Annotated in this window: 15 protein-coding genes and 2 pseudogenes; 7 read left to right on the top strand and 10 right to left on the bottom strand. The window is 42.6% G+C overall.

Annotated features, from left to right (window positions below; translation table 11 throughout):
• Nucleotides 1–45 precede the first annotated feature (45 nt).
• Nucleotides 46–951, bottom strand: a complete 906-nt coding sequence (locus LC608_RS20745) for a YihY/virulence factor BrkB family protein (protein ID WP_229555312.1) — start codon at nt 949–951, stop codon at nt 46–48.
• Between the two features lie 134 nt (nt 952–1,085).
• On the opposite strand from LC608_RS20745, the gene LC608_RS20740 reads away from it, so the two are divergent.
• Nucleotides 1,086–1,550, top strand: coding sequence for a hypothetical protein (locus LC608_RS20740; protein WP_229555311.1), 465 nt, complete (start codon nt 1,086–1,088; stop codon nt 1,548–1,550).
• Nucleotides 1,551–1,696: 146 nt separating this feature from the next.
• On the opposite strand, the gene LC608_RS20735 is transcribed toward LC608_RS20740, so the two are convergent.
• The 4 genes from LC608_RS20735 to LC608_RS20720 all read right to left on the bottom strand — a co-directional run bounded on the left by LC608_RS20735 (nt 1,697) and on the right by LC608_RS20720 (nt 7,241).
• Nucleotides 1,697–4,171, bottom strand: a complete 2,475-nt coding sequence (locus LC608_RS20735; protein WP_229555310.1) for an EAL domain-containing protein — start codon at nt 4,169–4,171, stop codon at nt 1,697–1,699.
• A gap of 19 nt (nt 4,172–4,190) precedes the next feature.
• A complete protein-coding gene (locus LC608_RS20730; RefSeq protein WP_229555309.1) occupies nt 4,191–5,228 on the bottom strand; it encodes a sensor histidine kinase in 1,038 nt (345 codons plus the stop codon).
• Between the two features lie 71 nt (nt 5,229–5,299).
• Nucleotides 5,300–5,728, bottom strand: a complete 429-nt coding sequence (locus tag LC608_RS20725) for a response regulator (RefSeq protein WP_229555308.1) — start codon at nt 5,726–5,728, stop codon at nt 5,300–5,302.
• 19 nt (nt 5,729–5,747) lie between these two features.
• Nucleotides 5,748–7,241: a CHASE3 domain-containing protein gene (locus LC608_RS20720; RefSeq protein WP_229555307.1), complete on the bottom strand. Its 1,494-nt coding sequence runs from the start codon at nt 7,239–7,241 to the stop codon at nt 5,748–5,750.
• 730 nt (nt 7,242–7,971) lie between these two features.
• Between LC608_RS20720 and LC608_RS20715 the strand changes: the two genes are divergently transcribed.
• Together LC608_RS20715 and LC608_RS20710 are read left to right on the top strand one after the other, a co-directional pair.
• Entirely contained in the window at nt 7,972–9,201 is a 1,230-nt protein-coding gene (locus LC608_RS20715; protein WP_229555306.1) for a lipopolysaccharide assembly protein LapB, read from the top strand.
• Between the two features lie 254 nt (nt 9,202–9,455).
• Complete coding sequence (locus LC608_RS20710) at nt 9,456–10,451, top strand: folate-binding protein YgfZ (protein WP_229555305.1); 996 nt, start codon at nt 9,456–9,458, stop codon at nt 10,449–10,451.
• Between the two features lie 5 nt (nt 10,452–10,456).
• Here the strand turns inward: LC608_RS20710 and LC608_RS20705 are convergent, their stop codons facing one another.
• From LC608_RS20705 to LC608_RS20685, 5 genes and pseudogenes are all read right to left on the bottom strand, one after another.
• Nucleotides 10,457–11,413 carry a DUF5331 domain-containing protein gene (locus tag LC608_RS20705; RefSeq protein ID WP_229555304.1) on the bottom strand — a complete coding sequence of 319 codons (957 nt, stop codon included), beginning with the start codon at nt 11,411–11,413 and terminating at the stop codon, nt 10,457–10,459.
• Nucleotides 11,414–11,468: 55 nt separating this feature from the next.
• Nucleotides 11,469–11,795, bottom strand: coding sequence for a ferredoxin (locus tag LC608_RS20700; protein ID WP_229555303.1), 327 nt, complete (start codon nt 11,793–11,795; stop codon nt 11,469–11,471).
• A 102-nt stretch (nt 11,796–11,897) separates the two neighbouring features.
• Entirely contained in the window at nt 11,898–12,872 is a 975-nt protein-coding gene (locus LC608_RS20695; protein WP_229555302.1) for a cysteine synthase A, read from the bottom strand.
• Nucleotides 12,873–12,969: 97 nt separating this feature from the next.
• A pseudogene (locus tag LC608_RS20690) lies at nt 12,970–13,197 on the bottom strand (Uma2 family endonuclease); the annotation flags it as partial.
• 369 nt (nt 13,198–13,566) lie between these two features.
• Nucleotides 13,567–16,833 carry an FG-GAP-like repeat-containing protein gene (locus LC608_RS20685; protein WP_229555301.1) on the bottom strand — a complete coding sequence of 1,089 codons (3,267 nt, stop codon included), beginning with the start codon at nt 16,831–16,833 and terminating at the stop codon, nt 13,567–13,569.
• Between the two features lie 258 nt (nt 16,834–17,091).
• Here LC608_RS20685 and LC608_RS20680 point away from each other — a divergent pair, with 258 nt between their 5' ends.
• The 4 genes and pseudogenes from LC608_RS20680 to LC608_RS20665 all read left to right on the top strand — a co-directional run bounded on the left by LC608_RS20680 (nt 17,092) and on the right by LC608_RS20665 (nt 26,456).
• Nucleotides 17,092–20,322 (top strand): TIGR03032 family protein, encoded by a 3,231-nt coding sequence (locus LC608_RS20680; RefSeq protein ID WP_229555300.1) that lies wholly within the window; start codon nt 17,092–17,094, stop codon nt 20,320–20,322.
• Nucleotides 20,323–21,446: 1,124 nt separating this feature from the next.
• Entirely contained in the window at nt 21,447–21,839 is a 393-nt protein-coding gene (locus tag LC608_RS20675) for a hypothetical protein (RefSeq protein ID WP_229555299.1), read from the top strand.
• Between the two features lie 197 nt (nt 21,840–22,036).
• Nucleotides 22,037–24,117: pseudogene (locus LC608_RS20670) on the top strand (dynamin family protein).
• Nucleotides 24,118–24,239: 122 nt separating this feature from the next.
• The gene (locus tag LC608_RS20665) at nt 24,240–26,456 is read left to right on the top strand and encodes a dynamin family protein (RefSeq protein WP_229555298.1); all 2,217 of its coding nucleotides are present in this window, start codon (nt 24,240–24,242) and stop codon (nt 26,454–26,456) included.
• The last annotated feature ends 106 nt before the right edge of the window (nt 26,457–26,562 follow it).

The raw sequence follows: 26,562 nt of genomic DNA, 5'->3' as shown, positions 1-26,562 counted from the left end.
CTACTAAACTTTTGCAAAAATTTTCTCAGGGATTTATAACGATATTTACAATTTAATATTTTTTACGAGATCCTGACGTGCTTTTGGGCGCATATCTTCGCCGACAGTCACGTTCAACTGATCGCCGATTAACAGAACCGCAGCACTCATCGATAGCCAAAGCATTAAAACTATTACAGCCCCTACTGCGCCATAGACTTTATTATAATTGCCAAAATTCGCCACATAAAGCCGAAATAGAGCAGACAACATCGCCCAGAAAACAGCTGCTAAAATTGCTCCAGGCATCATTGGTGTGCCTGAGTTCCATTGGCTTGGGCCATAGCGATATATAAAGCTAAAGGCGACAGCAACAATACTTAAAGCTAAAGGCCAGCGTAACAGCTGCCAAAGATGTAACAAGAAAATCAAAGAACCATTTCCGCGTACTACCATTACCAACAGTAGGTCACTGGTAAAGACCAAGAAAGAAGCCAACACTAAAAGCAACATAGTACCGGCTGTTAATGCCAGAGAGACGAGCTTGGCTTTCCAAAAGGGACGGATGCTTTCTGAAGGAATTTGATGGATTTGGTCGAAGGCAGTCATAGCGGTACTCACCGCCCCAGAAGCAGTCCAAATTGCTAATACGAAGCTCAGAGAAAATAAACCACTGTTTCTAGAATTAGTAATTTCTGTGGTAGCAAAATCACGAATCAGAGTCAGGGCTTGTTCAGGTAGGACTTGACTGAGTTGTACCGCCAGTTGTTTAAAGGTAGCTTGTAAAGATTCTGCTAATAAGCCAATGGCTGTAACGATCGCAAGAATTGCCGGAAACAGAGATAACATAGCATTGAAGGCGATTTCTGAGGCGAGTCCAAAAAGTCGTCTTTCCATTGTCCTAGCAAAAGTTTTTTTGAGCGTGCCCCAATTGAGGTGGCGAAAGAAGCGTAAAAAACGAGGCTTTGGCATAATTTAGAGTTAAAACTGGTCGGCTTTATTAACTACTTTGCCAAATTTTGCGTAGCGATCGCATTTATCTTTTTACCGCAATAATACTTAGTAGGGAGTAGGGAGCTGGGAAAAAAACTAATGACAAATTATTTATGAATCAAGATTTAACACAAGAGTGGTTGACAGAAATCCAGACAATCAAAGAGCAGATGGCGGGACTTCAAAGCGATCGCGATGCTGCTTGGGAAAGCGCCCAAAAATGGCGTCAGCTTTACAACACAGAAGCAGAACAACGGCGCACAGATGCTCAATTGTCCCAACAGGCGATCGCATCCCTCAAGGCAGAATTGCATAAGCTTCAGGGTCTTGAGATGGAGACACTGGCTGCTGGAACACCAGTAACAGCGATCCAACAAGAAATAGAACAACTGAAATCTGTAGAGGAATTGCAAGCTAAACTCATCACCGTAATCAAAGAACGCGATCGCCTCTTGCAAGCTTTGAAAACTGAGCAGGATAACCACGCTCAAACCCGCAATAGCCTTACTACTGCCTTGGGTGATGCTATTGATAGCTTGACACAGGAACGAGCCAGAGGAGAGAAAGAGAGTAAATAAAGGACTTCCAACTAAAAAAGTAATCAATCGTTTTGGAAGGCAGGGGGAGAAAAAATTGGATAGTGATGTTGGATGTAGAAATTGAGTAATTTAATTCTTGGATGGGATGTCCCTAACCTACCGCTAAATGCTTATGCTTCGTAACTCTATCCTTGTCTCGGCTGAATGCCAGATGCAAGTAATGTTTCTATCGATTTACTATCTAGGGGTTTGGAGAAGAAATATCCCTGTGCGTACTTGCATTTCATGGCTCTAAGTAGTGCCAGTTGCTCTACAGTTTCTACGCCCTCTGCTATTACATCTATATTTAGACTCTGGGCTAGGGTGATGATCGCTTGAACAATCTCCAAGTTTTCGCCGTTAGCACCAATTTTGGTAATAAAAGAACGATCAATCTTCAAGGCATTACTTGCAAAGCGGTGCAGGTAACTCAAGGATGAATAGCCTATACCAAAATCATCTAAGTGTATTTGGATATTCATTTCTTGCAGTTGCAAGAGCATAAAAGTTGCTGATTGTATATCTTCCATCAGTACGCTTTCAGTAATCTCCAGCTTTAAATTGCTGCCTTCCAGACCAGTCTCTTGCATAATTTGGGAAATTTGCTCAATTAGCCCAGACTGTGAGAACTGTTTAGCGGAAAGATTTACACTGATTGTCAAGAGTGGGTCAGTAGGAAATTGTATTTGCCAAGCACGCATCTGCCGACAAGCTTCGCTCAGTACCCAATAACCAATAGGGATAATCAACCCAGTTTCTTCTGCTAGGGGAATAAAGTTGTCTGGAGGAATTAATCCCTGTTGTGGGTGCTGCCAGCGAACAAGAGCTTCAAAACCAATAATTTTGTAAGTTTCTAACAACACAATTGGCTGGTAGTAAACCTGAAACTCCTGGTGTTCAACTGCCCGCCGTAGATCCATCTCTAACTCTAATAGCTCCGTTATTTGCCTGTACATGCTTGAGTCAAATATCTCATGGCGTGCCTTACCCAATGTCTTAGCGCGATACATTGCAATGTCAGCATCTCGCAGTAGTTCCTCTGGTAGGTTGTAATTATCCTTATTTAAAGCAATGCCAATGCTGACGGTGGTAAATACCTCATATCCACTGAGTTGGAACGCAGATGTCAAAGCTTCGTGTATCCGCTCCACTACGCCTATTACGTCATGGATGTTGTTGATATCCTCAAGCAAAATCGTAAACTCATCTCCCCCTAGACGAGCAACTGTGTCTCCAAGACGCAGGCAATTCTCCAGTCTGCGAGCAAGGGCAGTTAATAGTTGATCACCAATTGTATGGCCGAGACTGTCGTTGACAACTTTAAAGCGATCTAGGTCTAGAAAGAGAACAGCAAATGTATAGTTCGCACGTCGTTTTGCCAGCATCAGCGCCCGTTCTAGTCGTTCCATAAATAAGGCGCGGTTTGGCAGACCCGTTAGTATATCGTGAAAAGCGTCATAAATTAATTGCGCCTCTGCAAGTTTTAGAGCAGTAATGTTGCGAGAAATACTGAGAACAAAAAATACTGAGCCATCGCTAGCCAACTCAGGTACAAGACGGGTATGGTAATGTTTTGTTTGGGAAGCGATCGCTAAACTGCATTCAAACTCCGTCTCTTCCTTAGTTTGAAAAACTTGCCCAAGCTTGCGATCGCATATCCGGCAAAATTCTTCTGGCAGATTTAACTCTGCGTTTGTTTTGCCGATAAATGTTTCGGCTGATATTCCTGTAACCTTTTCAATAACTGGATTAACGTAAACGTAGCGCAATTGAGTGTTAAATCTGGAAATAATATCAGGTGCATTTTCAACTAGTGCTTTGAATTCTTGCTGGCGACGCGCTAGTGCCTCCAATATCTGCTTACGCTCGGTAATATCCTGAAAAACGCAAACTGCACCCGTGATGTTACCGTTATCATCTTTAATCGCTGCAATACTATCATCAATTGGGATTTCTGTACCGTTTTTAGTAATAAGTATCGTTTTTTCTGGTAGACTGACAGTAACGCCAGAACGAAGGACTTGCTTGATGGGACTTTCAATTATTATCCGAGTCTCTTCATGAGCAATATTGAATATTTCTGTTGCTTCTTTACCAAACGCATCTGAATAATTCCAACCCGTTAGCTCTTCTGCAATAGGATTCATAAAAGTTACAAATCCAGATTCATCGCTAGTAATTACAGCATCTCCAATACTTTTAAGTACAGCAGTCAGCCATTGTTCATTCTGTTTTAATTTTTTTTCTGTTCGATGTTTGGAAAGCGTAATCTCAATAGTGAACTTTAATTCCTTTTCTTTGAAAGGCTTGAGAATGTAGCCAAATGGCTCTGTTTCCTTTGCTCGATTCAATGTTGATTCATCTGCATTAACAGTAAGATATATTACTGGAATTTTAAAAACATTATGAATTATTTGAGCGGCCTCCACACCGTCCATCTTTCCTTTGAGATGAATATCCATTAAAACTAAATCTAGAGAATTATCTGCTGCTTTCTTAATTGCTTCTTCTCCAGAATCGGCAAGCCCCATAACAGTGTATCCAAATTTTCTTAGCCGATTTTGTATATCCATTGCTACGATGATTTCATCTTCAACAACTAATATATTTACTGGATTCATGATTTTTAAACTTATAGTTTTATAAACTTTTAATCGGGAATATAATTTTATACTCTACTCCGTTATAGCTGATAAAATCGATATTGCCTTGTAGCTGATGTGTTAGACCTTTGACTAATCGCAAACCTAATGATTCTGTAGCTTGAAAGTCAAAATCTTGGGCAAAACCGACACCATTATCACTGATAGTAAGTGTGAATAAATTTGCTTCTATGGAGCAGAATTCAATACAAATTTCTCCCAATTCTCTTTTGGGAAAGGCATATTTTAGGGAATTTGAAATAAGTTCATTGATAATCAAGCCGCAAGGAATAGCTGCATCAATGGCTAAAAAAACCTCCTCAACGTTCATTTTTAAGGTAATAGCGCTGGAATTAACGTTATATGAATAAAATAAATTAGTTACTAAATCTTGGATATACTCACCAAAATTAATCTTTGCCAAGTCTTGAGATTGATATAGTTTCTCGTGGATCAGAGCCATTGAGTCAATCCGGTTCTGACTATCTTTGAATACCTCAAGGGCTTGATTGTCCTTGATATACTCTGCTTGCAGGTTGAGCAGACTAGAAATAATCTGCAAATTATTTTTGACCCGGTGATGAATTTCTTTCAATAGCACCTCTTTTTCTTGAAGCGATGCTTTAATCTGCTCCTGTGCTTGTTTACGCTCCCGTCTCACCTGTGCCTCACGTAACTCGCGGGCAACAGCAGGGATAAGTCGTGCTAAATTGCCTTTGATGATGTAATCATGGGCACCAGCTTTCATGGCTGCTACTGCGGTATCTTCACCAATAGTTCCTGAAACAATAATAAATGGCAAGTCAAGTCCACTTTTCTTGACTTGCTTCAATGCAGCAGGGGCGCTAAAGGTAGGCATGGAATAATCACAGATGACGATATCCCATATTTGACCTGCGATCGCAGCTTTCATGGCTGTGGGTGTATCAATCCGTTCAAAGGTTACTTGATAGCCACCACGTTGCAGTTCACGCAGCACCAACAAAGCATCATCTTCTGAATCCTCAACAAGTAATACGCGCAGTGGTATACCCATGTAATTCGTAATTTGTAATTAAGAAAGTCAGCCCTGCCCCCTGCCCCCTGTCCCCTGCCTTCTTCGGTAAGCTATACCCTTGGTGGTGATTCGTTCAACACAAACCAGTACAATCCTAGTTGTCGCACTGCTTCACTGAATTGAGAAAAGTTTACTGGTTTGCGAACATAGCTGTTGGCACCCAAGCTGTAACCATTGATTAAGTCTTGCTCCTCCTTGGAGGAGGTGAGAATGACGACGGGAAGGATTTTTGTTCTGTCGTCGCTTCGCAGGTGTCGCAAAACTTCCAAACCATCCATTTTAGGCAACTTCAAATCTAGGAGAATGAGATTCGGCATAACGCTCATGTCGCGATCGGCGTATACACCTTTCCCAAAGAGATAGTCTAGGGCTTCTACTCCATCGCGTGCCACTATTACCTCGTTCATAATATTGTTTTTCTTAAGTGCGCGTAGGGTTAGCGCTTCATCATCAGGATTATCTTCTACAAGTAAAATCATGTTGTATGTTCTCCTATAGCTAAAGGGTGAAGTAAAATGTTGCGCCTTGCTCTACTGCACTTTGGGCCCAGACACGGCCACCATGACGGTGGACAATGCGCTGCACAGTAGCTAGTCCGATACCAGTGCCTTCAAACTCAGTCATAGCGTGCAGGCGCTGAAAAGCACCAAAGAGTTTCTCAACATAGGCCATATCGAAGCCTGTGCCATCGTCACGGACAAAATATACATGGGTGTCATCTTCCTGCAAAAACCCAAATTCTATGCGTGCTTTTTGATTTTTTCCTGTAAACTTCCACGCGTTACCCAGCAGGTTTTCTAGCACGATCCCTAAAAGATGAGTATCACCATTGGCAACCAATCCCGGTGTAATTACAAACTCTACTTGGCGTTCTGGTTGTGTTCTGTGCAACTCTGTGGCGATCGCTTCCACCAGTGCGCTCAGATCCACCTTTTCGTAACGCATCTCACTACGCGTCAGTCGTGACAGATTCAGTAAATCGTCGATCAGTTGTGCCATTCGCTGGGTGGCTGCACGAACTCGCTGTAGGTAGTTTTGGCCTAGTGCGTCAAGGTTATCACTATAATCTTCTAGTAGCGCTTGGCTAAAGCCGTCGATGCTCCGCAAGGGGGCCCGCAGATCGTGAGACACAGAATAACTAAATGCTTCCATCTCTTTATTAGTGGCTTCGAGTTGTGCTGTGCGTTCTGCAACTCGCCCCTCAAGCTCAACGTTCAAGCGCAGAATCTCTGACTCTGCCTTTTTACGCTCATTAATTTCAGTTTGCAATTCTTCGTTAGTGTTTCTCAGTTCGGCAGTCCGTTTGCTAACCTCTATTTCTAACTCATCACGAGCTTTTTGCAGAGAATTTTCCATCCGCTTGCGTTTGAGAAGTTCTTGATTGGTAATTATGGCTGCTAAACCGACGATCGCAGAAGCGATAACGCTGCCAAAAATAGTCAGCAAAGTTGTTTGATGAGCGCTAATGTTCGCCTCTATCGACCTCTGTTTCAACAACTGATTCTCTTCGTTCTCCATATCTCTAGTCAGCATTCGGATGTCCTCCATGATCTGCTGACCCTGATCTGTCTGAACTATTTGCAGCGCGGACTCTAAATTTTTGCTCCTGGCGTTAATCGCCTGTTCCATCAAAACTAGTTTTTTGGCGACCAGGGGTTCAAGGCGATCGAGCCGCCGTTGTTGATTGGGGTTATCCGCAGTCAATTGGCGCAAAGTCTTAATATTCTGAGTAATCTCGCTAGTTGCAGTGCGATAGGGTGCTAGATACCGTTCTTTACCCGTGAGAAGATAGCCCCGTTGTCCAGTTTCTGCATCTTTGACCTGTGACATTACTTCTTTAGTCTTTTCTAGCACCTCGCGTGTATGTGTTACCCATTGAGCGTTTTCTCTATACTGAAGCAAACTAAGATACGAAATTACGCCAACACCAGTCATAATTGCGACTGCTATTACAAAACTGCCCGTATTCTTTTTGTAAATAGCCCATTCCATTTTTTACCTTCCTAGTTGAAAAAGTAGCTGCTGACTAAATTGGTAAAAACGGTGAGCCATCTCTGTAGACGGGTAACACCTATTAGTGCAGTGTTAGCGACCTTAGAAAGAAAGTCCTTACCCCTAAGCAAGCTATGCGTTAGCGTCGTACCACCGCACAGAAGGAGAAGGGTGACTAGCAGCCAGAGTCCAAGCGGCTATATCTTCGTTCTAACCAAACAAGACCCATGAAAAAATTGGCTTGCTGAATAAGAAAATTTATATAAAGACGCGATATATCGCCTGTCTACCTCTTGATTCATACTCTAAATCAGTAATGCCAAACGTTTTTCACGGTACTACTCGTCATAGTCGTGCTAACTGATACCAAGTTTCTTAACTTCTAGAGCAAATTAGCTCTAATAAAGGATACCTATATTAGTTAATTATTGGGAGCGTATATTTCCTGACTCATGGGAAGACAAATAATAAACTTTATTAAATTATTCAGTATATCCCGCACCCATTTTCAAGAGATTCTCGCTTGCATAAATTATGTAAATACGATATTGAAATTCAGCAATTGCACTTAAATATTAGCTTGATATTAAATTGATGTATTTAGTGTTTGGAATAGATAGAGACATAAAGTAATGTCAGTGACGCTTTGGAATTGCTGGAATAAGGTAAAAATAATAGGGTATGGGGATAATTAACTTATGCAACCAACTCAAGGCAAGGTAAAGTACCCATGTTTAGGCGCTTAATTATGATTGTTACTGCCGCTATACTCTTTAGCAGTTCCTTGACGCTGGCACAGACTAAAAACCCCAAAGCACCGGATAAATTTCCTCCTAATCCCCTAGAAATTACCACACCCGATCCACTGCTACCACGTTTGCCCAAAGATAAACAGCCGTTAACTCTCCAAGAACAGCAAAAGTTAGAACCAGTGCTGGATGCTTTAAATCAAGAAGCAGCAGCGAAACTGCAAGCAGGAGATCAGGTGGCGGCGTTTGAAATTTGGAACCGGGAACTTCGTTTGCGCCGCTTTTTAGGTTCATTAGCAGAGGTGCAAGCACTATCACGAGTCGGGGCGATCGCCTGGAAGCAAAATGATGCACAAGAAGTACAATATATTACGCAGCGATTGCAAGCAATTCAAAAGCAGGCACAATCTCAGAAAACAACTGCCCCAATTGATCTAGAATTGTGGCGATCGCTAGGTCAAGCTTATCAAAATGTGCGATCGCCTAAACTAGCTGCGGAAGCTTACGACCAAGTTTTGCTAGTTGTGCGGCAGCAAAAAGATACAACAGCACTCATACAAACCCTCAAGACAATTGGAGAGGTGCATTTGAGTTGGTTTGATTATCCCAAAGCTGCGCCAATCTACGAGGAATTGTTGAGTCTAGCTAGTTCTCAAGGCGAACGTGTAAACCAGGTAACATATCTGCGACAGTTGGCTGAAATTTACGACCGAACAAGCCAACCACAGCAGTCATTGAATGTACTTAATAAACTAGTAGAAATTTACGTTAGTGAAAATAATCTTACTGAAATACCAGAATTAAAGCTAGCGATCGCTTCAGATTACGAATCTCTGGCAAAGAAAGATCCTAACTTACTGCTAGAAGCTTTTAATAATTATCAAGAAGCTTATACTACTGCTTGGCAATTAAAGGAGTTCGTTCGTGCTGGTGAAGCTTTGCAAAAGTTAATTGCGCTGTACCGCGCTCAAGGACAAACAGACGAGGCTTTGCAGGCTAGCCAAATTCTTGTGGAAACAGAGACGCAAGCGGCCAATTTTTACGGGCTGATGCAAGCTTATGACCAAATTGGGCAATTGTATGTAGAACGCAAAGAATTTCCTCAAGCACTAATAGCTTTTCAAAAAGGGTTAGAAGTAGCGCAACAACTCAAACATGAGGAAGCATACTTTGCTGGGCAAATTAAAAAAGTCTCGAAAGCAAATTTGTAAGCAGTCTTAACGCTATTCAATTCTCGAATTTTGGATTGAAGGATTCAAAATTCAAATGTGAGAAAAGAAATTCTGATCTGAGACTTCCAAATAAAAAAAGACTCAATTACAATGTAATTTTGAAAAATAGCGTAGGCGCAGCCCAACGTAGGCATCGCCTCGCCCTTTTCACTCCTTTGCCATTGAAGCCGCAAACGCTTATTTGCTAAGATTTTCAGTGCGACAACATTGAAACAGGGCAACTTCTCATCACCATGCCAACATCTACAATTGACGATAAAGATGCAGCAGCTATCCAAGCTGCCAGAGTCGGGGTTGCAATATGCGATCGCACCGCCTGGGGACGTATAAAAGTAGCTGGCGACGATCGCCTCAACTTCTTACACAACCAAAGTACTAACAATTTCCAAATACTCAAGCCAGGACAAGGTTGTGATACTGTTTTCGTCACTTCCACAGCCAGAACAATTGATTTAGCAACCGCCTACGTTAGAGAAGATGCGGTAATCCTGCTGGTTTCACCTAACCGCCGCCAATATCTCATGGAATGGCTGGATAAATATATTTTCTTTGCCGACAAGGTGGAATTATCTGATATCACAGAAGACACCAACACCTTCAGCCTGATTGGCCCAGGAAGCGACGCTGTTTTAGAAAAGTTGGGTATTGGCGAACTCATTGGGCAACCTTACGGAAGTCACAAAGTATACACCATTGCTCCGGCTGAAGAAGTGCGGATTGCTGTGGGTAGTGGGTTAGCTGCTCCCGGATATACCTTAACTTTCCCCAATACTGATAAATCTTCGGTGTGGAATAAATTGTTAGAAGCTGGGGCAGTAGAAATGAGCGATCGCGCCTGGGATGCCTTGCGAATCTTACAAGGGCGCCCCGCCCCAGATGCAGAACTCACAGATGATTATAATCCTCTGGAAGTTGGTTTGTGGCAAACAATTTCTTTTACTAAAGGTTGCTATATTGGGCAAGAAACTATTGCTCGATTAAATACATATAAAGGTGTAAAACAACACCTTTTGGGTATCCGCCTCAGTGCCCCTGCTTCAGTTGGAAGTGCGATCGCAGTTGGAGATGAAAAGGTCGGCAAACTTACCAGTTACACAGAAACCACTGATGGTTACTTTGGACTAGGTTACATTCGTACTAAAGCTGGTGGCGTGGGCTTGAAAGTCAAAGTGGGAGAAACTGAAGGTGAAGTCATAGAAATCCCGTTTGTTTCTCACGATTACCCATAACTAATTCAAGTCAAAATATCTTCTTCTTTATCCCTAGTGCCATAACAAAACTCATCTACCCAAGAAGCTATACTGCGGGCATTAGTGGTTTCTAGATTCACTTTGCTATTAACATTTTCTGGTTGAATATTCGGGTGTTTGCCGTTACTTTTAACCTCAGTAGTAATTGCTCGCGATGCCCCTGAAGGGAGCCGCCCAAGGGGCGATCGCACTGGTTTACCATTACTGTTAATCTCAGTGGTAATTGCCAATGATGCACCCACAGGGATTCGGCCAGATGGTGCGTTGCTTTTAACCTCAGTAGCTAATGCCACAGATGGCATTTTAGCTTTGCTGTTAACCTCACTGGTCATTGTCGCCGATCCTCGTGAAGGTAACTGACCAGAGTGCCAGCGTACTGGTTGATGTTCCTTTAGCAAACCGGAGGATGGCGTTTTTGCCGGAGTGTCTGGAGCAACTTTAGTTGCTGCAACTACCAACTCAGGTTTGCGTGTGCGAACTACCTCAGTAGTAGCTGTAAATGATGGCACAACTTGATCGGCGCGTGGCAAGTTGGAATCTAGAGTATTGGCAAGAGAATGAGAAGCAATCTTGCTGGCAGTTACAACCGATGATAGATGTTTATCCTCAGAATATTTCTCATCTGGCAACTCGCTTTCAACTTGGCTTATAACTATAGAATGCTCTGATTTTATTAAACGTAACTCTTGATCAGGACTGAAGTTAAGACCTAAAGCGGCGACTATTTTATCTGGATCGTTACTCAGATCCATCATAAAAGCAAGTATTTCATCAAACTGGGGTTCTAAAACAGAGAGTGTTGCCAAAATAAAACCGGACAAAGGACGGCGCAGACCATCGTAAGTGCCCCAAATTCGCATTTTGACCAGCCAGGAAATATTTTGCTCGTAGTAACTCAGCCAGTTTTGTTTTAAGGATTGACGCAGCTGTTGGATATTCATGGGATGCCTCACTTCAGTCAACAATATTGCAGACATTGATATTGAAAATTTGGCTTTATTTCTGGGGATGAAACCGATAATAGAGCATCTGTTGGACTCTTTCACCACCTAGCAAATGATTTTCTATCAGTAGAGATACTTCATCGGGTTGAACGCTGCTATACCAGACCATATCGGGTAATACCAGCACCATTGGCCCATTGCCGCATTGTCCTAAACAGCTGCTAGCCGTTACCGTTACACCAGGGATTGGCAAAGCTGCAAAAGCTGCTAAAACCTTAACTGCACCTTGCTTTTTGCAAGTGCGATTTTGACAAACCCGCACACATTTAGGAGAAGAGGGTTGGTCTATTGTGGGGAAGTTTGATGGTTGAGTTGTCATTTGTCCTTTGTCCTACCCTACGGGAAGCCGCCAAAGAGCGTCTATGTCATTTGTCATTGCGTCAAAAGTCGAAGCCAATGACCAATGACTAATGACTAATGACTAATCTATTGAAAGTCCTTTTGAGGCTAGCCATTCAGGATTGAATATCCGCGACTGATAGCGGGAACCACTATCACATAAGATAGTGACAATGGTATGTCCTGGCCCCAACTGCTTCGCTATGGCAACAGCTGCGCCAACATTAATGCCTGTTGAGCCGCCCATTAACAACCCATCTTTTCTTAGCAGTTGGTAAACTACCCGTAAAGCTTCTTGGTCATCGATTTGAATGGCATCGTCGGCAGGTGCGCCTTCCATATTGGCTGTGACGCGACCATTACCAATGCCTTCGGTGATGGAATTTCCTTCTGTATTGAGTTCGCCGGTTTTGACATAGCTATAAAGTGCGCTACCCAGTGGATCGGCAACAACGCATTTAATCGCCGGATTTTGTTCTTTTAAGTACAACGCCACACCAGCATAAGTACCACCAGTACCAGTTGCAGTGGTCCATGCATCTATTTTACCATCTGTCTGTGTCCAAATTTCTGGCCCTGTGGTTTCATAGTGGGCGCGGCGGTTGGCTAAGTTATCAAACTGATTTGCCCAAATAGCGTTTTCCAACTCAGCAGCAACTCTACCAGATAGTTTGACGTAGTTGTTTGGGTCTTTGTAGGGTAGAGCAGGCACGGGACGAACTTCTGCGCCTAGTGCTGTCAGTGCGTCTATTTTTTCTTGTGACTGAGTATCGGGAATAATAATTAGGCATTTGTAGCCTTTGGCGTTGCAAATATGTGCCAGCCCAATGCCAGTATTACCAGCAGTTCCTTCTACAACGGTGCCACCGGGTTTGAGTAAACCTTTTTCTTCTGCGTCTTTGATAATATAAAGTGCGGCGCGGTCTTTGACGGAACCGCCAGGATTGAGAAATTCAGCTTTAGCGAGGATTTCACATCCTGTTTCTTCACTGAAACTGTTTAAGCGAATCAGAGGTGTGTTGCCAACAGCGCCGACGAAGCCATTCTTAATATCCATTTTGACTATACCTGTGTGAGTATCTATAAAAATTTTGGCTTATAGCGGTGGCATAATTTACATCTAATTTGCCTAAAATCAGATGATGTGTACATTATCAAACTTTACTCATATTCAAAACAAACTCAGGTAATACCGATTCACCGCTAATATTCGCGGGATTTTCCAAACATTTCTCTGGTACACCAGGACGATAAATATAGACTCGGCAATGCTTGCGGTCAATTAGCAAGGCTAGCTGTACTCCTGGCTCTTTCATCTATTCCTGCATTTTTTCCTTCAACGGTTGGAGGTTATCAGAAGGCAATCTCTGTTCAACTACAAATCCAATATGCGATCGCTTTCCTCTGAGATTGTTGTCACTGTGGGAAAATAAAATAATTAAAGACGCGATTCATCGCGTCTCTACAAGGGGCGATCAAAAAAACGATGCCTGCGGCGGGCTACGCCTACGCATATCCATACTGTTCACAATATCTATTTTATCAGGGGCGATCGCTGCTTTCACATTTGCTTCCAGCGCCTGAATAAACTCTTCTTTTTCCTCCCTCCCACATCGTCACGTCCTAACCACAGCAAAATCACCTCTTTCGTAAGGGCACAGCATTGCTATGCCCCTACAGCATGGTCTATTTGCGTAGTTTACCGCCGTAGGCATCGCAGTATTTCGGATATCAGACGAGCGATACAATTGCTAAATTGTAGTTGTCAAATTAGCTTTGATAATCACATCATTGAAATCCCTGTCGCCACCACCAGGCAAATCCTCAAAGCCAAAGGTGTTACTTGCTAATAGGCGAATGTGATCCGACTGATCGGAATTAGCACCCAAGAATGGAAAATAAACCGCCGGATCGTTATTAGAATTGTTATCTAAAAGCGCATCAGGGCTACCGTTAACAATAATAAAGGGAACAAAAATCGCACCCGGTTGGAAAGTACCACTGTAAGTAGCACTACCTTGGTTACTCACACTTAAATCAATACCAGCAACCCGACCACGCACAGCAGCCTGAGTATAACCAGCCTGTCCCGTGAGAATATCAGCATTGCCGTCGCCATTGGTATCAATTCCACCATTTTCATCAGTCACTTGATAGAAGCCAACGTAATTGTTGTAAGACGCCTCTCTATAAACGTTAAATTTAGCGTTCACTGATTGTTTGACATCTCGCAAATCAATCACTTCCCCTTGGAATTTGTTTTGGAGATTTGTACCCAAAGGTAGAGCTTGATCTGTCTGCTTAATTTTCACCACTAGATCGTTAAAATCTGTGGCACTGTTACCAGAAGCATCCTTCCAACCGAGAGAGAAACCATCATCACCCAAGTCTGTAATTTTTTGGGTTGAGACGCTAGAAAACAGTAATTTTCCGATGGAGTTAGGATTATAGCGTACACCATCAAGCGTACCGTCTTGGACTAATAAGAATCTAAAACTCTGACCAGAATTCAATTCCAGCAGAGTGGTGAGATTATTGGTGTCAAATCCATTAGGGATATTAGCGATCGCAGATAAAATTACCTCTGACCGATCTAAAGCAGCTTTGGCATAACCTTCAGCACCAGGGGCAATACCATTAATCGTACCTTTAGCATCATCAACAGTAAATAAACCCAGTTCATTCACCAGCTTAGAACTGTGTCCAGTGAGTTTGATTTCCAGTTTGGCTTTAATATCCTCACTTGTAATGTTAAAGACATCATCATTCGGGTTAGTGAGACGGCTGGGTGTTTCAACATTATTATTAACATTAATAGTCAATCCCTTCTCAAAGGTGAGATTACCATCATCAGTGGTACGAACGCGGATTTTGTAACTAGACTTAGTTTTAAAGTCTGGAGAATTGTTGATTTTGAGGCTATTGCTATCAATGGTGAAGGCATTATTATCAACATCGTCAATTCCCGAAACTAAGCTGTATGCAAAATTATCGTTTTGATCTGGGTCAGTGCTGCTGAATGTGCCGATGTCCGTGTTGGCTGTTGCTTTATCATTGACGGTGTTGGCACTTAACTCCAAATCACTGGGGACATCATTAACTGCGGTGAGATTAATGTCGCGGGTTACAGCAGTGCTATTTAAGCTGCCATCATTGACGACAAAGTTGATAGTGCGGGGAGTGGTGCTAAGATTATCGCTGCTGTTTTGATATGTAACAGATTGCAGGGCAGTTTGATAGTCGGCGACGGTGGCACTGCCAGTTAAGGTTAAGACACCGTTAGTATAGCTGCCAGTAATGCCATTTTGGTCGTTGAAAGCGAGGGTGTCTTCTGTGGCGAGAAAACCGTTGGTAATGGTGACAGTGGCACTACTGAGGTTGGGGGAGTCGGCATCGGTGATAGTGATGCCAGGGTCGATGATTGTCGCGGAGTCGTTTTCGGTGTAGGCGAGGGCGGTGTTGGTGGCGGTAGTGACTGGGGCAAGGTTAACATTTAGCAGCACTGAGACGGTATTGCTGCTGATGTTAGCGGCAGCCAAGTCCAGCTTGCTGTCACCGTTAAAGTCTGCCACTGTTACTGATTGGGGATTACTGCCGACGGTGAAGTTGGTGGCAGTGGCAAAGCCGCCAGTGCCGTCGCCTAGCAGCACTGAGACGTTGTTGCTGTAGAAGTTAGCGGCAGCCAAGTCCAGCTTGCCGTCGCCGTTGAAGTCTCCCACTGTTACTGATTGGGGACTACTGCCGACGGTGAAGTTGGTGGCAGTAGCAAAGCCGCCAGTGCCGTCGCCTAGCAGCACTGAGACGTTGTCGCTGTCGTGGTTAGCGGTAGCTAAGTCGAGCTTGCCGTCGCTGTTAAAGTCTCTCCCTGTTAGTGACACAGGATGATTAGTGCCGACGGTGAAGTTGGTGGCGGTGGCAAAGCCGCCTGTACCGTCGCCTAGCAGCACGGAGACGTTGTAGCTGAAGTGGTTAGCAGCAGCCAAGTCCAGCTTGCCGTCGCCGTTGAAGTCTGCCACTGTTATTGATTGGGGATTACTGCCGACGGTGAAGTTAGTGGCGGTGGCAAAGCCGCCAGTGCCGTCGCCTAGCAGCACTGAGACGTTGTTGCTGTAGAAGTTAGCGGCAGCCAAGTCCAGCTTGCCGTCGCCGTTGAAGTCTGCCACTGTTATTGAATACGGACTACTGCCGACGGTGAAGTTGGTGGCAGTGGCAAAGCCGCCAGTGCCGTTTCCTAGCAGCAGGGAGACGTTGTTGCTGTTGACGTTAGCGGCAGCCAAGTCCAGCTTGCTGTCGCCGTTGAAGTCTCCTACTGTTACTGATCGGGGATTACTGCCGGCGGTGAAGTTGGTGGCAGTGGCAAAGCCGCCAGTGCCGTCGCCTAGCAGCAGGGAGACGTTGTTGCTGTTGACGTTAGCGGCAGCCAAGTCCAGCTTGCCGTCGCCGTTGAAGTCTCCTACTGTTATTGATTGGGGATTACTGCCGACGGTGAAGTTGGTGGCGGTGCCAAAGGTAGCAAATACTCCAGGGTAGGCTTCCTTAACTTCTGGTTGCAACGCCAGAGTAGAGCCAATTTGCCCTATCTTCACCTCTAGTTCCCAGGTTCCCCCATGTTGGGCATTGCCGATTTTCTGGGCTGAGGCGGCGATGTTTGCCCCAGTAAGTTGATGTAGCTGTTCTATAAAGGTTTTTCCCGTTTCTCCTCTGGCGACTTCACACCCATAAATGAGGATTTCGGCAGCAAGCCATTGTTGTAGTTGCTGGCGATAGGTGTAAAGGTTGTCTAAACTTAGTTGGCTATTACCTAGTTGCAAACTGCCGGGGCTACCGTGGGCAATTATCTGGATACTGGCTGCGGGATGGTTTTTTGAGAGGGCGCTGATTTGGGCGATGCCGTCTTCGTGTTTGTTGAGAGTAATTACTTTGGCTGTGGGTATGATGCCTTGGACGAGTATTTGATGATCGTCAATTGCTGAGTCGATGATGACTAGGGTGTGCTTTGTGATAGTTGCAGTTGTCATAATGTTTAAGTATTTCCCTGTTTTGGTATTATTTTGACCTTAAGTAAAATCACTTGGTCGTCAGATCCGCGACTTCTCTAATAAGTCGGGGATCTTCCTCGTCAGTAGGATTGCGGCGGCGAAGAGCGGGGGCGAGAAATGTTTTAATGAATTTTACGTAGCTATTGACTTGATTTTGTATGTATGTATAGTTAATAACTAAACGCCCAACACTCTAGCAATGTTTATTACTAGTGTCAAAAGTTAATTTTTTTGCCAATGATCGTACAATCCACTGCTAAAGCTGCTCTCCCTGTAGAAATACTCGCCTCGCGTAATTTCATCGACTGGCTACAATCCCAGCAAATTAGTCTGGCTTTCTCTACCTATCAAAGTTCGCGTCTGATGCTGTTAGGGGTGAACACCCACGGACAATTGTCGGGATTTGAGCGCGTTTTTGACCGCGCAATGGGGTTATATGCTACCCCAGAACGAATTTATCTCAGTTCTAGATCCCAACTTTGGCAGTTAGATAATGTGCTGACTCCAGGACAACTTTATGATGGTTATGACAAGCTGTATATTCCCCGGATTGCTTATACTACTGGGGATTTAGATATTCATGATTTGGCGGTGGAAGCTGGTAACGAACGCATTATTTTTATCAGTACTATATTAAATTGTTTAGCAACGGTGAGCGATCGCCATAGTTGCATTCCTTTATGGAAACCTAAATTTATTTCTAGTTTGGTAAATGAAGATCGCTGTCACCTCAATGGTTTGGCGATGGTGGACGGTAAACCCCGCTATGTTACCCTCTGTGGTGAATCTGATGTAGTGGATGGTTGGCGGGACAAGCGACAAAGCGGCGGTTGTATTATTGATATTCAATCTGATCGGGTAATTGCTAGGGGTTTATCTATGCCCCACGCCCCACGATTTTATCAGGGTAAGTTGTGGTTGCTGAATGCTGGCACGGGGGAATTTGGTTATATTGATTCCGATGGAGTATTTCAGGCTGTTACTTTTTGTCCTGGTTTTCTGCGTGGTTTGGCATTTACTGGTGATTATGCCATTGTCGGCTTATCTAAGCCCCGCGACAAAACTTTTTCTGGTTTAAAACTGGATGAGAATTTAGTCAATAAAGGTGCTGAACCCCGATGTGGGTTGATGGTCATTGACTTGAAAACGGGTCAAGTTGTCCACTGGCTACGTCTAGAAGGAGAAGTGACGGAACTTTATGATGTGCAGGTGTTACCAGGAGTCCGTCGCCCACAAGCTTTAGGATTCCAGACTCAGGAGATTCAGCAGTTGATTACCCTCGATCCACGTTCTCCTCTCATAGAGGGAAATTTGCAAACTGACAAGTCAGCGCCTACACAAGAATTTACTGACAACGCAAATCGGAACAATACGATATGTGCAATCACGCCTCAGAATCAAGACTGGCCTAATTCTGATTGGTTATGGCCAACCCCCCAGCACCAATTAAGAGCCGTAGAACAGCTTTATCAACAAGCATTAGCTTTACAAACACAACTACAATTTACAGAAGCGATCGCTTTATACGAACAGATAATCGCCCAATATCCCCAATATGCTCCCGCTTGGTATCAGTTGGGCGTAATTATGGACAATCAAGGACAAACTAACCAAGCTATTCTGGCTTACCAACAGGCATTGACCATTAACCCGAAATATGCAGAAGCACATAATAGTTTAGGTATCGTAGAAGTAGCCCAGAAAAACTTAGAAAAAGCGATCGCTTGTTTTGAGTCTGCAATTCTCAGCAACCCGAACTATGCTTTTGCTCACAATAATCTTGGTCTAGCTTGGCAAATGCAAGGTAAGCTATCAGCAGCAGCAGCTAAGTTTCAAGAGGCTTTACAGAAAAATCCCGATTATCCAGAAGCTTATCTAAATCTTGGCATAGTCTTAGAGGCGCAAGAGAATTTAGAAGGTGCGATCGCTTGTTATCGTTCAGCTATTCGCCTCAACCCAGACTATATTAAAGCATATAACCGTTTAGGGTTAGCACTGTTATCTTTGGCGATCACGACTCAAGGTCAAGTAGATGAAGCCAGGGTAGCATTTGAAAAGGTTTTACAACTGCAACCAGACTCGGCTGAAGCATTCAATTACTTGTTTTACCTCAAAGAAATGACTTGCGATTGGCGTAGTCGTCAGTCTGATTTAACCCGCATCGGGGAACAAACTCTCTCTGAGGTTGAGAAGGCAAAACCGACAACAATCGGCCCCTTTGATAGCTTACACAAGCCTTGGGACAAGACTTTTTTGCTAGAAATAGCTCGGACTCATGGAGAAAATATTAAAGCACAATGGGCAAGTCAAAAGCAATCTCTCAATTTTACTCATTCCCGTTCCTTGAATGGGCGGCTACGCATTGGCTATTTATCCAATGATTTCCGCAACCATGCTACTAGTCATTTGATGAAAAGCTTATTTAACCTGCACGAGCTAGCTAATTTTGAGATATTTGCTTACTCTTTCGGCGCAGACGACAATAGCGAATACCGCCAACACATAACTGTTAACAGCGAACACTTCCGAGATATTACTACTTTATCTATAGAAGAAAGCGCTCGCCAAATTTATGATGATGGTATTCATATATTAATCGATCTCAAAGGTTACACTGCTGGTTCTCGCACTGCTATTTTGGCTTTGCAACCTGCTCCCATTCAGGTTAGCTATTTGGGCTATCCTGGAACGATGGGTGCTGACTTTATCGATTATATTATTAGCGATCCAGTAATCACACCGCCAGAATTTGCTGATGGTTTTAGCGAGAAGCTAGTCACCTTACCCCACAGCTATCAAGTCAACGATTATCAACAAGCGATCGCTTCTACCCCTGTGGCTCGTTATCAGTATGGTTTACCTGAGTCGGGTTTTGTCTTTTGCTGCTTCAATAACAACTATAAAATTGAACCGCAGATTTTCGATGTTTGGATGAGAATTCTCGCCGCAGTTCCAGGAAGTGTCCTTTGGTTAATTGTGAGATTTCCTGCTGCTGAGGATAATCTTAAAAGAGAAGCCCAAGCGCGAGGAATTAATAGCGAGCGCTTAATTTTTGCCCAATATCACACCAAAGCAGAACATTTAGCAAGACATCAATTAGCAGACTTATTTCTAGATACCCTTTATTATAATGCTCACACTACTGCTAGTGATGCTTTATGGGCAGGTTTACCAGTCGTCACTTGTATAGGAAAAACCTTTGCTTCTCGTGTTGGGGCTAGTTTGCTGAGGGCAGTTGGTTTACCAGACTTAATCACTAATAACTTAGAACAATATGAGCAATTGGCAATACATTTAGGCCATTCCCCTACAGCATTGCAGGAACTCAAACAGAGATTAGCACAGAATCGTACTACTTATCCTCTGTTTGATACACCACGCTTTACCCGCAATCTTGAACTTGCCTATTCTGCTATGTGGGAGATTTATGCTGCTGGAAACCCGCCAAAAACAATAGAGGTGAGCTAGTACCGCAAGGCGGAAGTCACGCATTCAAAAGTTAAAAGTCAAAAGTATTATGGAATAAGCTCTTTAGAGATTCTAAATGGTTGCTCTATTTCCGCCATAGCGTACTAGATATATTTCAAATATGAGTTTTATATGTTATGTCATGTCCGCTTGATTACTTATTAAACCTGAATCACCCCACCCCGCCAAAGCTACGCTTTATCTCCCCTCCCCAAGAATCTACCGTGTATACACAAGTCAAATTACCCCCCTTAATCCCTCCGATGCATTAAAACAAGAAATCTAGTTCCCTCCCCTTTATAAGGGGAGGGTTAGGGTGGGGTCTTGGTTAATCAGCCATTTCAGACTTGTGTATACACCGTAGCCCCAAGAATAAGGCTACGGTGTACACACAAGTGCTGTCCACATACGTTTCAAATCTTTTACCATTTTTCTTAGAGTGAAACTGTCACAGTCACCAACATACTGCCCAAAACTAAAGTTCGGCGGCTCATAGCTGAAGTCCACGCTTTGTAGACTAAATTAATCATTCAGTCCACTTGAGTGGACTTTAGCTATGAGACTCGGAATTCATTCCGAGGCGGAATAAAAACGCAGTGCGAGATTTATCAATAAAGATATGGCTGCGGCAAAACTTGTGTGTACACCGTAGCCGATGCTAAGGGGAGCCAGTGCGGTCTTGGGGTCTCCCCAAGTGGATATCTGGCGTGTGGGGTGCAATGACTGTGGGAAATATATAACTAATTACCCAGATTTGATATTTGTTCAGAACACGAGCTTATTCATTCAGAACAGGAGCTTATTCGTTCAGAACACGAGCTTATTCATTCAGAACAGGAGCTTATTCATTCAGAACAGGAGCTTATTCGTTCAGAACACGAGCTTATTCGTTCAGAACACGAGCTTATTCGTTCAGAACACGAGCTTATTGGTTCAGAACACGAGCTTATTGGTTCACAACACGAGCTTATTGGTTCACAACACAAGTCTTTTATCGTGTAATTACTGAGCTAATAATCCAATCTTATTACAAAAAACACCTTTTTCTGCAAGCTTTACTGAACCACTATACCGTTCCGTTGAGACACTCTAGAAAGATAAAGTTTAGTAAAAAGTCTGCATTGATGTCACGCCAAAAAAGAAGCTCTACCGTGCTAGAAAAAACCGAACAGAGAGTAATCGGATTTAAATCGATTAATTCCAGCCTCGACTTTGGTGATTCGATCAGCTTAAACCATTTAACCGAGTTAACCGGGCAACTCCGCAACCAGATTGACCAGTATAATATGATGCTAACTGCCATTGACTCAGCAAAGGAACAAATAGAAACGCTTGAAAAGACCATTCGGGAAACCTCAGAGCGCTTGGTTAGTGGTGTAGCGTTGAAGTATGGCAAAGACAGCCGGGAATACGAGATGACAGGCGGAGTACGCAAGAGCGAGCGCATTCGTAAAGCCACCATCACCCGGTTAAAATCGACCGCAGACTTAAAAGCAACTTCTAAACAGACGGCGTAACAGGCAAAAATTAGGCATCATTTATTACAGTGAATGATGCCCCTTGCGTAGGCGTAGCCCTTTGCAGGCATCGCGCGATTACACCTTAGTAGTTAGGCACTTCGCATTGATTCTGGAAAGCAGGTGCATTTTGTGGTAGCAAACTCTATATATTTTTGGAATCTAAAAAAACCAATCTTTAATTAAGGTGTATTGTTATGACTGAGCAAGTAGCAACTGACAGATTTATCCAAGATTTAGAGCGGGTTGCTCAAGTGCGATCGGAGATTTCTGTATGTTTGAGTAAACTAGCCCAAACAATTAACCAAGCTGAGTTGGCTGGAGACTCTTCATCAGGAAAACTCAGTTTAGAGCGAGATATTGAAGATATTACAATAGCTAGTAAAAACCTCCGCCAAGGTGTATTTCGCCTTTTAGTATTAGGCGATATGAAACGCGGAAAAAGTACGTTTCTTAATGCCTTAATTGGAGAAAACTTATTACCGAGCGATGTTACCCTTGTACCGCAGTGTTAACAGTTCTACGCTATGGCCCAGAAAAGAAAGTTACCATTCATTTTAATGATGAAAAAAGCCCACAACAGCTAGACTTTCAGAACTTTAAATATAAATATACCATTGATCCGGCTGAAGCTAAAAAACTAGAGCAGGAGAAAAAACAAGCATTTCCTGATGTTGATTATGCAGTAGTTGAATATCCCTTAACGCTACTAGAAAAAGGAATTGAAATTGTCGATAGTCCGGGATTGAATGATACAGAAGCGCGAAACGAATTATCTTTGGGTTATGTAAACAACTGCCATGCAATTTTGTTTGTGATGAGAGCTTCTCAACCTTGTACCTTGGGTGAGCGTCGCTACTTAGAAAATTATATCAAAGGTCGAGGATTGACAGTTTTCTTCTTAGTTAACGCTTGGGATCAAGTACGAGAATCATTGATTGATCCTGATGATGTTGAAGAATTACAAGCATCAGAGAATAGATTGCGGCAAGTCTTTAACGCGAATTTAGCAGAATATTGTACTGTAGAAGGTCAGAATATTTATGACGAACGAGTGTTTGAGCTTTCGTCAATTCAAGCACTCAGACGACGGTTAAAAAATCCCCAAGCTGATTTAGAGGGGACTGGCTTTCCGAAGTTTATGGATTCGCTTAATACTTTTCTTACCAGAGAACGTGCGATCGCAGAACTCCGTCAAGTGAGAACCTTAGCAAGACTTGCCTGCAATCATACCCGCGAAGCAGTTGCTAGACGTATACCATTACTTGATCAAGATGTAAATGAATTAAAAAAACGGATTGATTCAGTAGAACCAGAGTTTAACAAACTCACAGGTATTCGAGATGAATTTCAAAAAGAAATTATCAATACCAGAGACACTCAAGCAAGAACGATTTCCGAATCTTTTCGCAGCTACGTTTTAAACTTAGGTAATACCTTTGAAACCGATTTCTTGCGCTATCAGCCGGAATTAAATTTGTTTGATTTTCTCAGTAGTGGTAAACGAGAAGCATTTAACACCGCACTGCAAAAAGCCTTTGAGCAATATATCACTGACAAATCTGCTGCTTGGACATTAACTGCTGAAAAAGATATCAATGCAGCTTTTAAAGAACTTTCTCGCAGTGCTGCACAATATGGCGCGTCTTACAGTCAAGTTACAGATAAAATAACAGAAAAGCTCACTGGACAAGATGTAAAAGTAAATACCACAACTACTGCTGAAGATGATAAATCTCCTGGCTGGGCAAAATGGGCAATGGGATTGTTATCAATATCTAACGGAAATCTTGCTGGTTTGGCACTAGCCGGAGCCGGATTTGATTGGAAAAATATCTTGTTAAACTACTTTACTGTAATTGGCATTGGTGGGATAATTTCGGCAGTGACAGGTATTTTTCTTGGCCCCATCGGGTTTGCGCTGCTAGGTTTAGGAATTGGATTTTTGCAAGCAGATCAAGCGCGTAAAGAGTTAGTTAAAACAGCGAAGAAAGAGTTAGTTAAACATCTCCCTCAAATCGCACATGAGCAATCTCAGGTTGTATACAATGCTGTAAAAGAGTGTTTTGACTCTTACGAAAGAGAAGTGGGTAAGCGGATTAATGATGATATTCTCTCTCGAAAATCTGAATTAGATAATCTAGTCAAGCAGAAACAAACCCGTGAAATCAATCGTGAGGGTGAGTTCAAGCGTTTAAAAAACTTACAGAAAGATGTAATAGCTCAGTTGCAAAAAATTGAGGCCGCGTATAGCAATTTATTAGCTTATTATAGTTGATAAATCTCATTACTTTCGTTCCCAGCTTCTGGCTGGGAATACCTACTGGGAGGCTCCGCCTTCCATAACTATAAGAATGTGAGGTAATTGCATTACCAGGCGGAGACTGGGAACGAGGAACTATGCAACAACAGTATGAAGGTTATAAGGATTTAGCAGATTCTCTTAAATCTGTATCTGCATTACTGAATTTAGAACGCAAATCGCAACTGCATCAAGATATAATTACCATCTGCAATCATCTCGTTAATCCTAGCTTTCGGATTGCGGTATTTGGCCCTTTTAATCATGGCAAATCTACCTTACTTAATGCCATGCTAGGGAATCGCACCTTACCAATTGATTTAATTCCCACTACAGGCACAGCAATTACTGTCAAGTATGGTTCTGATGTGCAAACTCGCATCATGTTGGTAGACGGTACAGAAGTCTATCGCAGTGGCACAGAAGTTTTACAACAATTTGCAATTCTTGATGGCAATAGGCAGATGCGAAAAGATGTAGCATCTGTAGAAATTTTTTGTCCGCATCCCTTCTTAGAAACAGGTGTAGAATTTCTTGATTTACCGGGAACGAATGATAGAGATGAACAAGATAATTTAGTCCGAGAACAACTTTTAAGTGCAGATTTAGTTATACAATTATTAGATGCACGTAAGTTAATGACTTTAGGTGAGCGGGAAAACTTACGAGATTGGCTATTAGATCGCGGTATTAAAACAGTTGTTTTTGTCGCTAATTTTCTTAACTTACTCGAACCCGACGAGCAAAAACAGGTTCAAAATCGCTTGCTGTTTGTTGCAGAAAGCTTTCGAGCCGAATTACCTCCAGATTTTAGCAATTTATATCGCGTTGATGCTTTACCTGCTTTAAGAGCTAGATTAAAAGGCGATGTTGCTGCTGCTAATAGTAGCGGTTTAGTGGCTTTTGAAACAGCTTTGCAAAATATTGTAGGGATTTTGCAACCAAATCGTGGTAATGTAAGTTTGCCAAGGGTGCAAGCGATCGCTTCTGAAATGCAATACTCATTAAAAGCTAAAATTGACCCGATTGTTCTTGAAATAAAATCCTTTGATGATAAAGAGAACAGCAAAGTTGAAATTAAACGAAAAGCCGCTAATTTAATCTATAAAGGTTTTTCTACTAGTGTGGGAGAGTTACGTGATTGGCTAGCATTACCCAAATTACTCACAAAATATCAAGCTGATGCGGCAGTTGCATTGGTAGAAAATAACTTTAAATATTGGCAAACAAATACTCTTAAAAAAGACCTAGCCCAATTAAAATTTGCTGCGGTGAAATGGCTTTATCAAGCTTACGAGTTTTTTCAAGAAGAACGACCGCAAGATTTAATAATTCCCTTTCCTAGCGAACCACAAGTAATATTACCATCAAAGCCAAGCAATACTGATGATTTGAGTGAACCTGGTTCCATCGCTGTTGGTGGTGGTATTGGTTGGTTGTTAGGTGGCCCAGTGGGTGCTGCTGTCGTCGGGAGTATTTCTTATCTGCTAAACAAGAATATCCAAAAACAAGACGATCAATTAGCAAAGGAATCTTATGATCAGGAAGTTGCTAAACTTTGTATAACTGCAATTGAAGATTATTTATCTGGCTTCAGTAGTCAAGGGTTATCTATTTTGACGGAATATGAACAGAAAGCCCAAAAAGTAATTTGTTTTGAAATTAGTCAAGAGCCGCTAGAAATTACTAAAAAACGTGAAAGTTTGCAGCAATTGCAAAACGGTTTTAATCAGTTGCTACGAGAGTTAGAAAAAGTCAAAATATCTTCAAATCATCAACCTTATAAAGAAATACCTAAATACAATAATACCAATAGAAAATATTCACCACAGCCAGAGAGAGTTGAAAGTTCTCCTAAAAAAGATCCTGGTGTTAAGCAACAACAGGAAAATACTGCTAAGAATACTCAGACAAGGGTAAAATCTGTTTCTCCACCGCCAAAAGCTTCTCCCTCTCCACGTCCAGAAGAGGTAGAGGCGAAATTTCGTGAGTGGGAACTCAATGAGGAAATAGCGCGAATGAAAGCAGAGATATCATCGCCTGGTTCTCAAACTAGCAAACAGCAAAATACAACTCAAAGCAACAAAGCACCCAACCAACCAAAAACCCAGACTGAAAAAGATAAGATTACTAGCGCCTACAGCATTTTAGGATTGCAAACAAATGCTTCTCAGGCTGAGGTAAAGCAGGCTTATCGAACTTTAGTAAAAAAATGGCATCCAGATTTGTTTGTGAATCAGCCACAACTGCTAAAACAAGCACAAGAGAAAATGCACTTAGTAAATGAAGCTTACACAACTTTGAGTGATAAATGAACAACAAGAACCCCGATTTCTCAGAGAAGTTGGGGTTCTTTAGATTTCATCCTAATTTCATTTCTGGCTGCAAAGCTAAGAAGTAAATATAGAATTAGGAAACTGT

The organism is Nostoc sp. XA010 (assembly GCF_020829625.1).
Taxonomy (GTDB): domain Bacteria; phylum Cyanobacteriota; class Cyanobacteriia; order Cyanobacteriales; family Nostocaceae; genus Nostoc.
Note: the sequence above shows the minus strand (reverse complement) of the source record. Positions and strands in the feature narration are given on the sequence as shown.

Excerpts from the sequence above, each read along its gene's own strand:
- LC608_RS20745 (WP_229555312.1), bottom strand. The coding sequence starts at position 951 with ATGCCAAAGCCTCGTTTTTTACGCTTCTTTCGCCACCTCAATTGGGGC.
- LC608_RS20740 (WP_229555311.1), top strand. The coding sequence starts at position 1,086 with ATGAATCAAGATTTAACACAAGAGTGGTTGACAGAAATCCAGACAATC.
- LC608_RS20735 (WP_229555310.1), bottom strand. The coding sequence starts at position 4,171 with ATGAATCCAGTAAATATATTAGTTGTTGAAGATGAAATCATCGTAGCA.
- LC608_RS20730 (WP_229555309.1), bottom strand. The coding sequence starts at position 5,228 with ATGGGTATACCACTGCGCGTATTACTTGTTGAGGATTCAGAAGATGAT.
- LC608_RS20725 (WP_229555308.1), bottom strand. The coding sequence starts at position 5,728 with ATGATTTTACTTGTAGAAGATAATCCTGATGATGAAGCGCTAACCCTA.
- LC608_RS20720 (WP_229555307.1), bottom strand. The coding sequence starts at position 7,241 with ATGGAATGGGCTATTTACAAAAAGAATACGGGCAGTTTTGTAATAGCA.
- LC608_RS20715 (WP_229555306.1), top strand. The coding sequence starts at position 7,972 with ATGTTTAGGCGCTTAATTATGATTGTTACTGCCGCTATACTCTTTAGC.
- LC608_RS20710 (WP_229555305.1), top strand. The coding sequence starts at position 9,456 with ATGCCAACATCTACAATTGACGATAAAGATGCAGCAGCTATCCAAGCT.
- LC608_RS20705 (WP_229555304.1), bottom strand. The coding sequence starts at position 11,413 with ATGAATATCCAACAGCTGCGTCAATCCTTAAAACAAAACTGGCTGAGT.
- LC608_RS20700 (WP_229555303.1), bottom strand. The coding sequence starts at position 11,795 with ATGACAACTCAACCATCAAACTTCCCCACAATAGACCAACCCTCTTCT.
- LC608_RS20695 (WP_229555302.1), bottom strand. The coding sequence starts at position 12,872 with ATGGATATTAAGAATGGCTTCGTCGGCGCTGTTGGCAACACACCTCTG.
- LC608_RS20685 (WP_229555301.1), bottom strand. The coding sequence starts at position 16,833 with ATGACAACTGCAACTATCACAAAGCACACCCTAGTCATCATCGACTCA.
- LC608_RS20680 (WP_229555300.1), top strand. The coding sequence starts at position 17,092 with ATGATCGTACAATCCACTGCTAAAGCTGCTCTCCCTGTAGAAATACTC.
- LC608_RS20675 (WP_229555299.1), top strand. The coding sequence starts at position 21,447 with ATGTCACGCCAAAAAAGAAGCTCTACCGTGCTAGAAAAAACCGAACAG.
- LC608_RS20665 (WP_229555298.1), top strand. The coding sequence starts at position 24,240 with ATGCAACAACAGTATGAAGGTTATAAGGATTTAGCAGATTCTCTTAAA.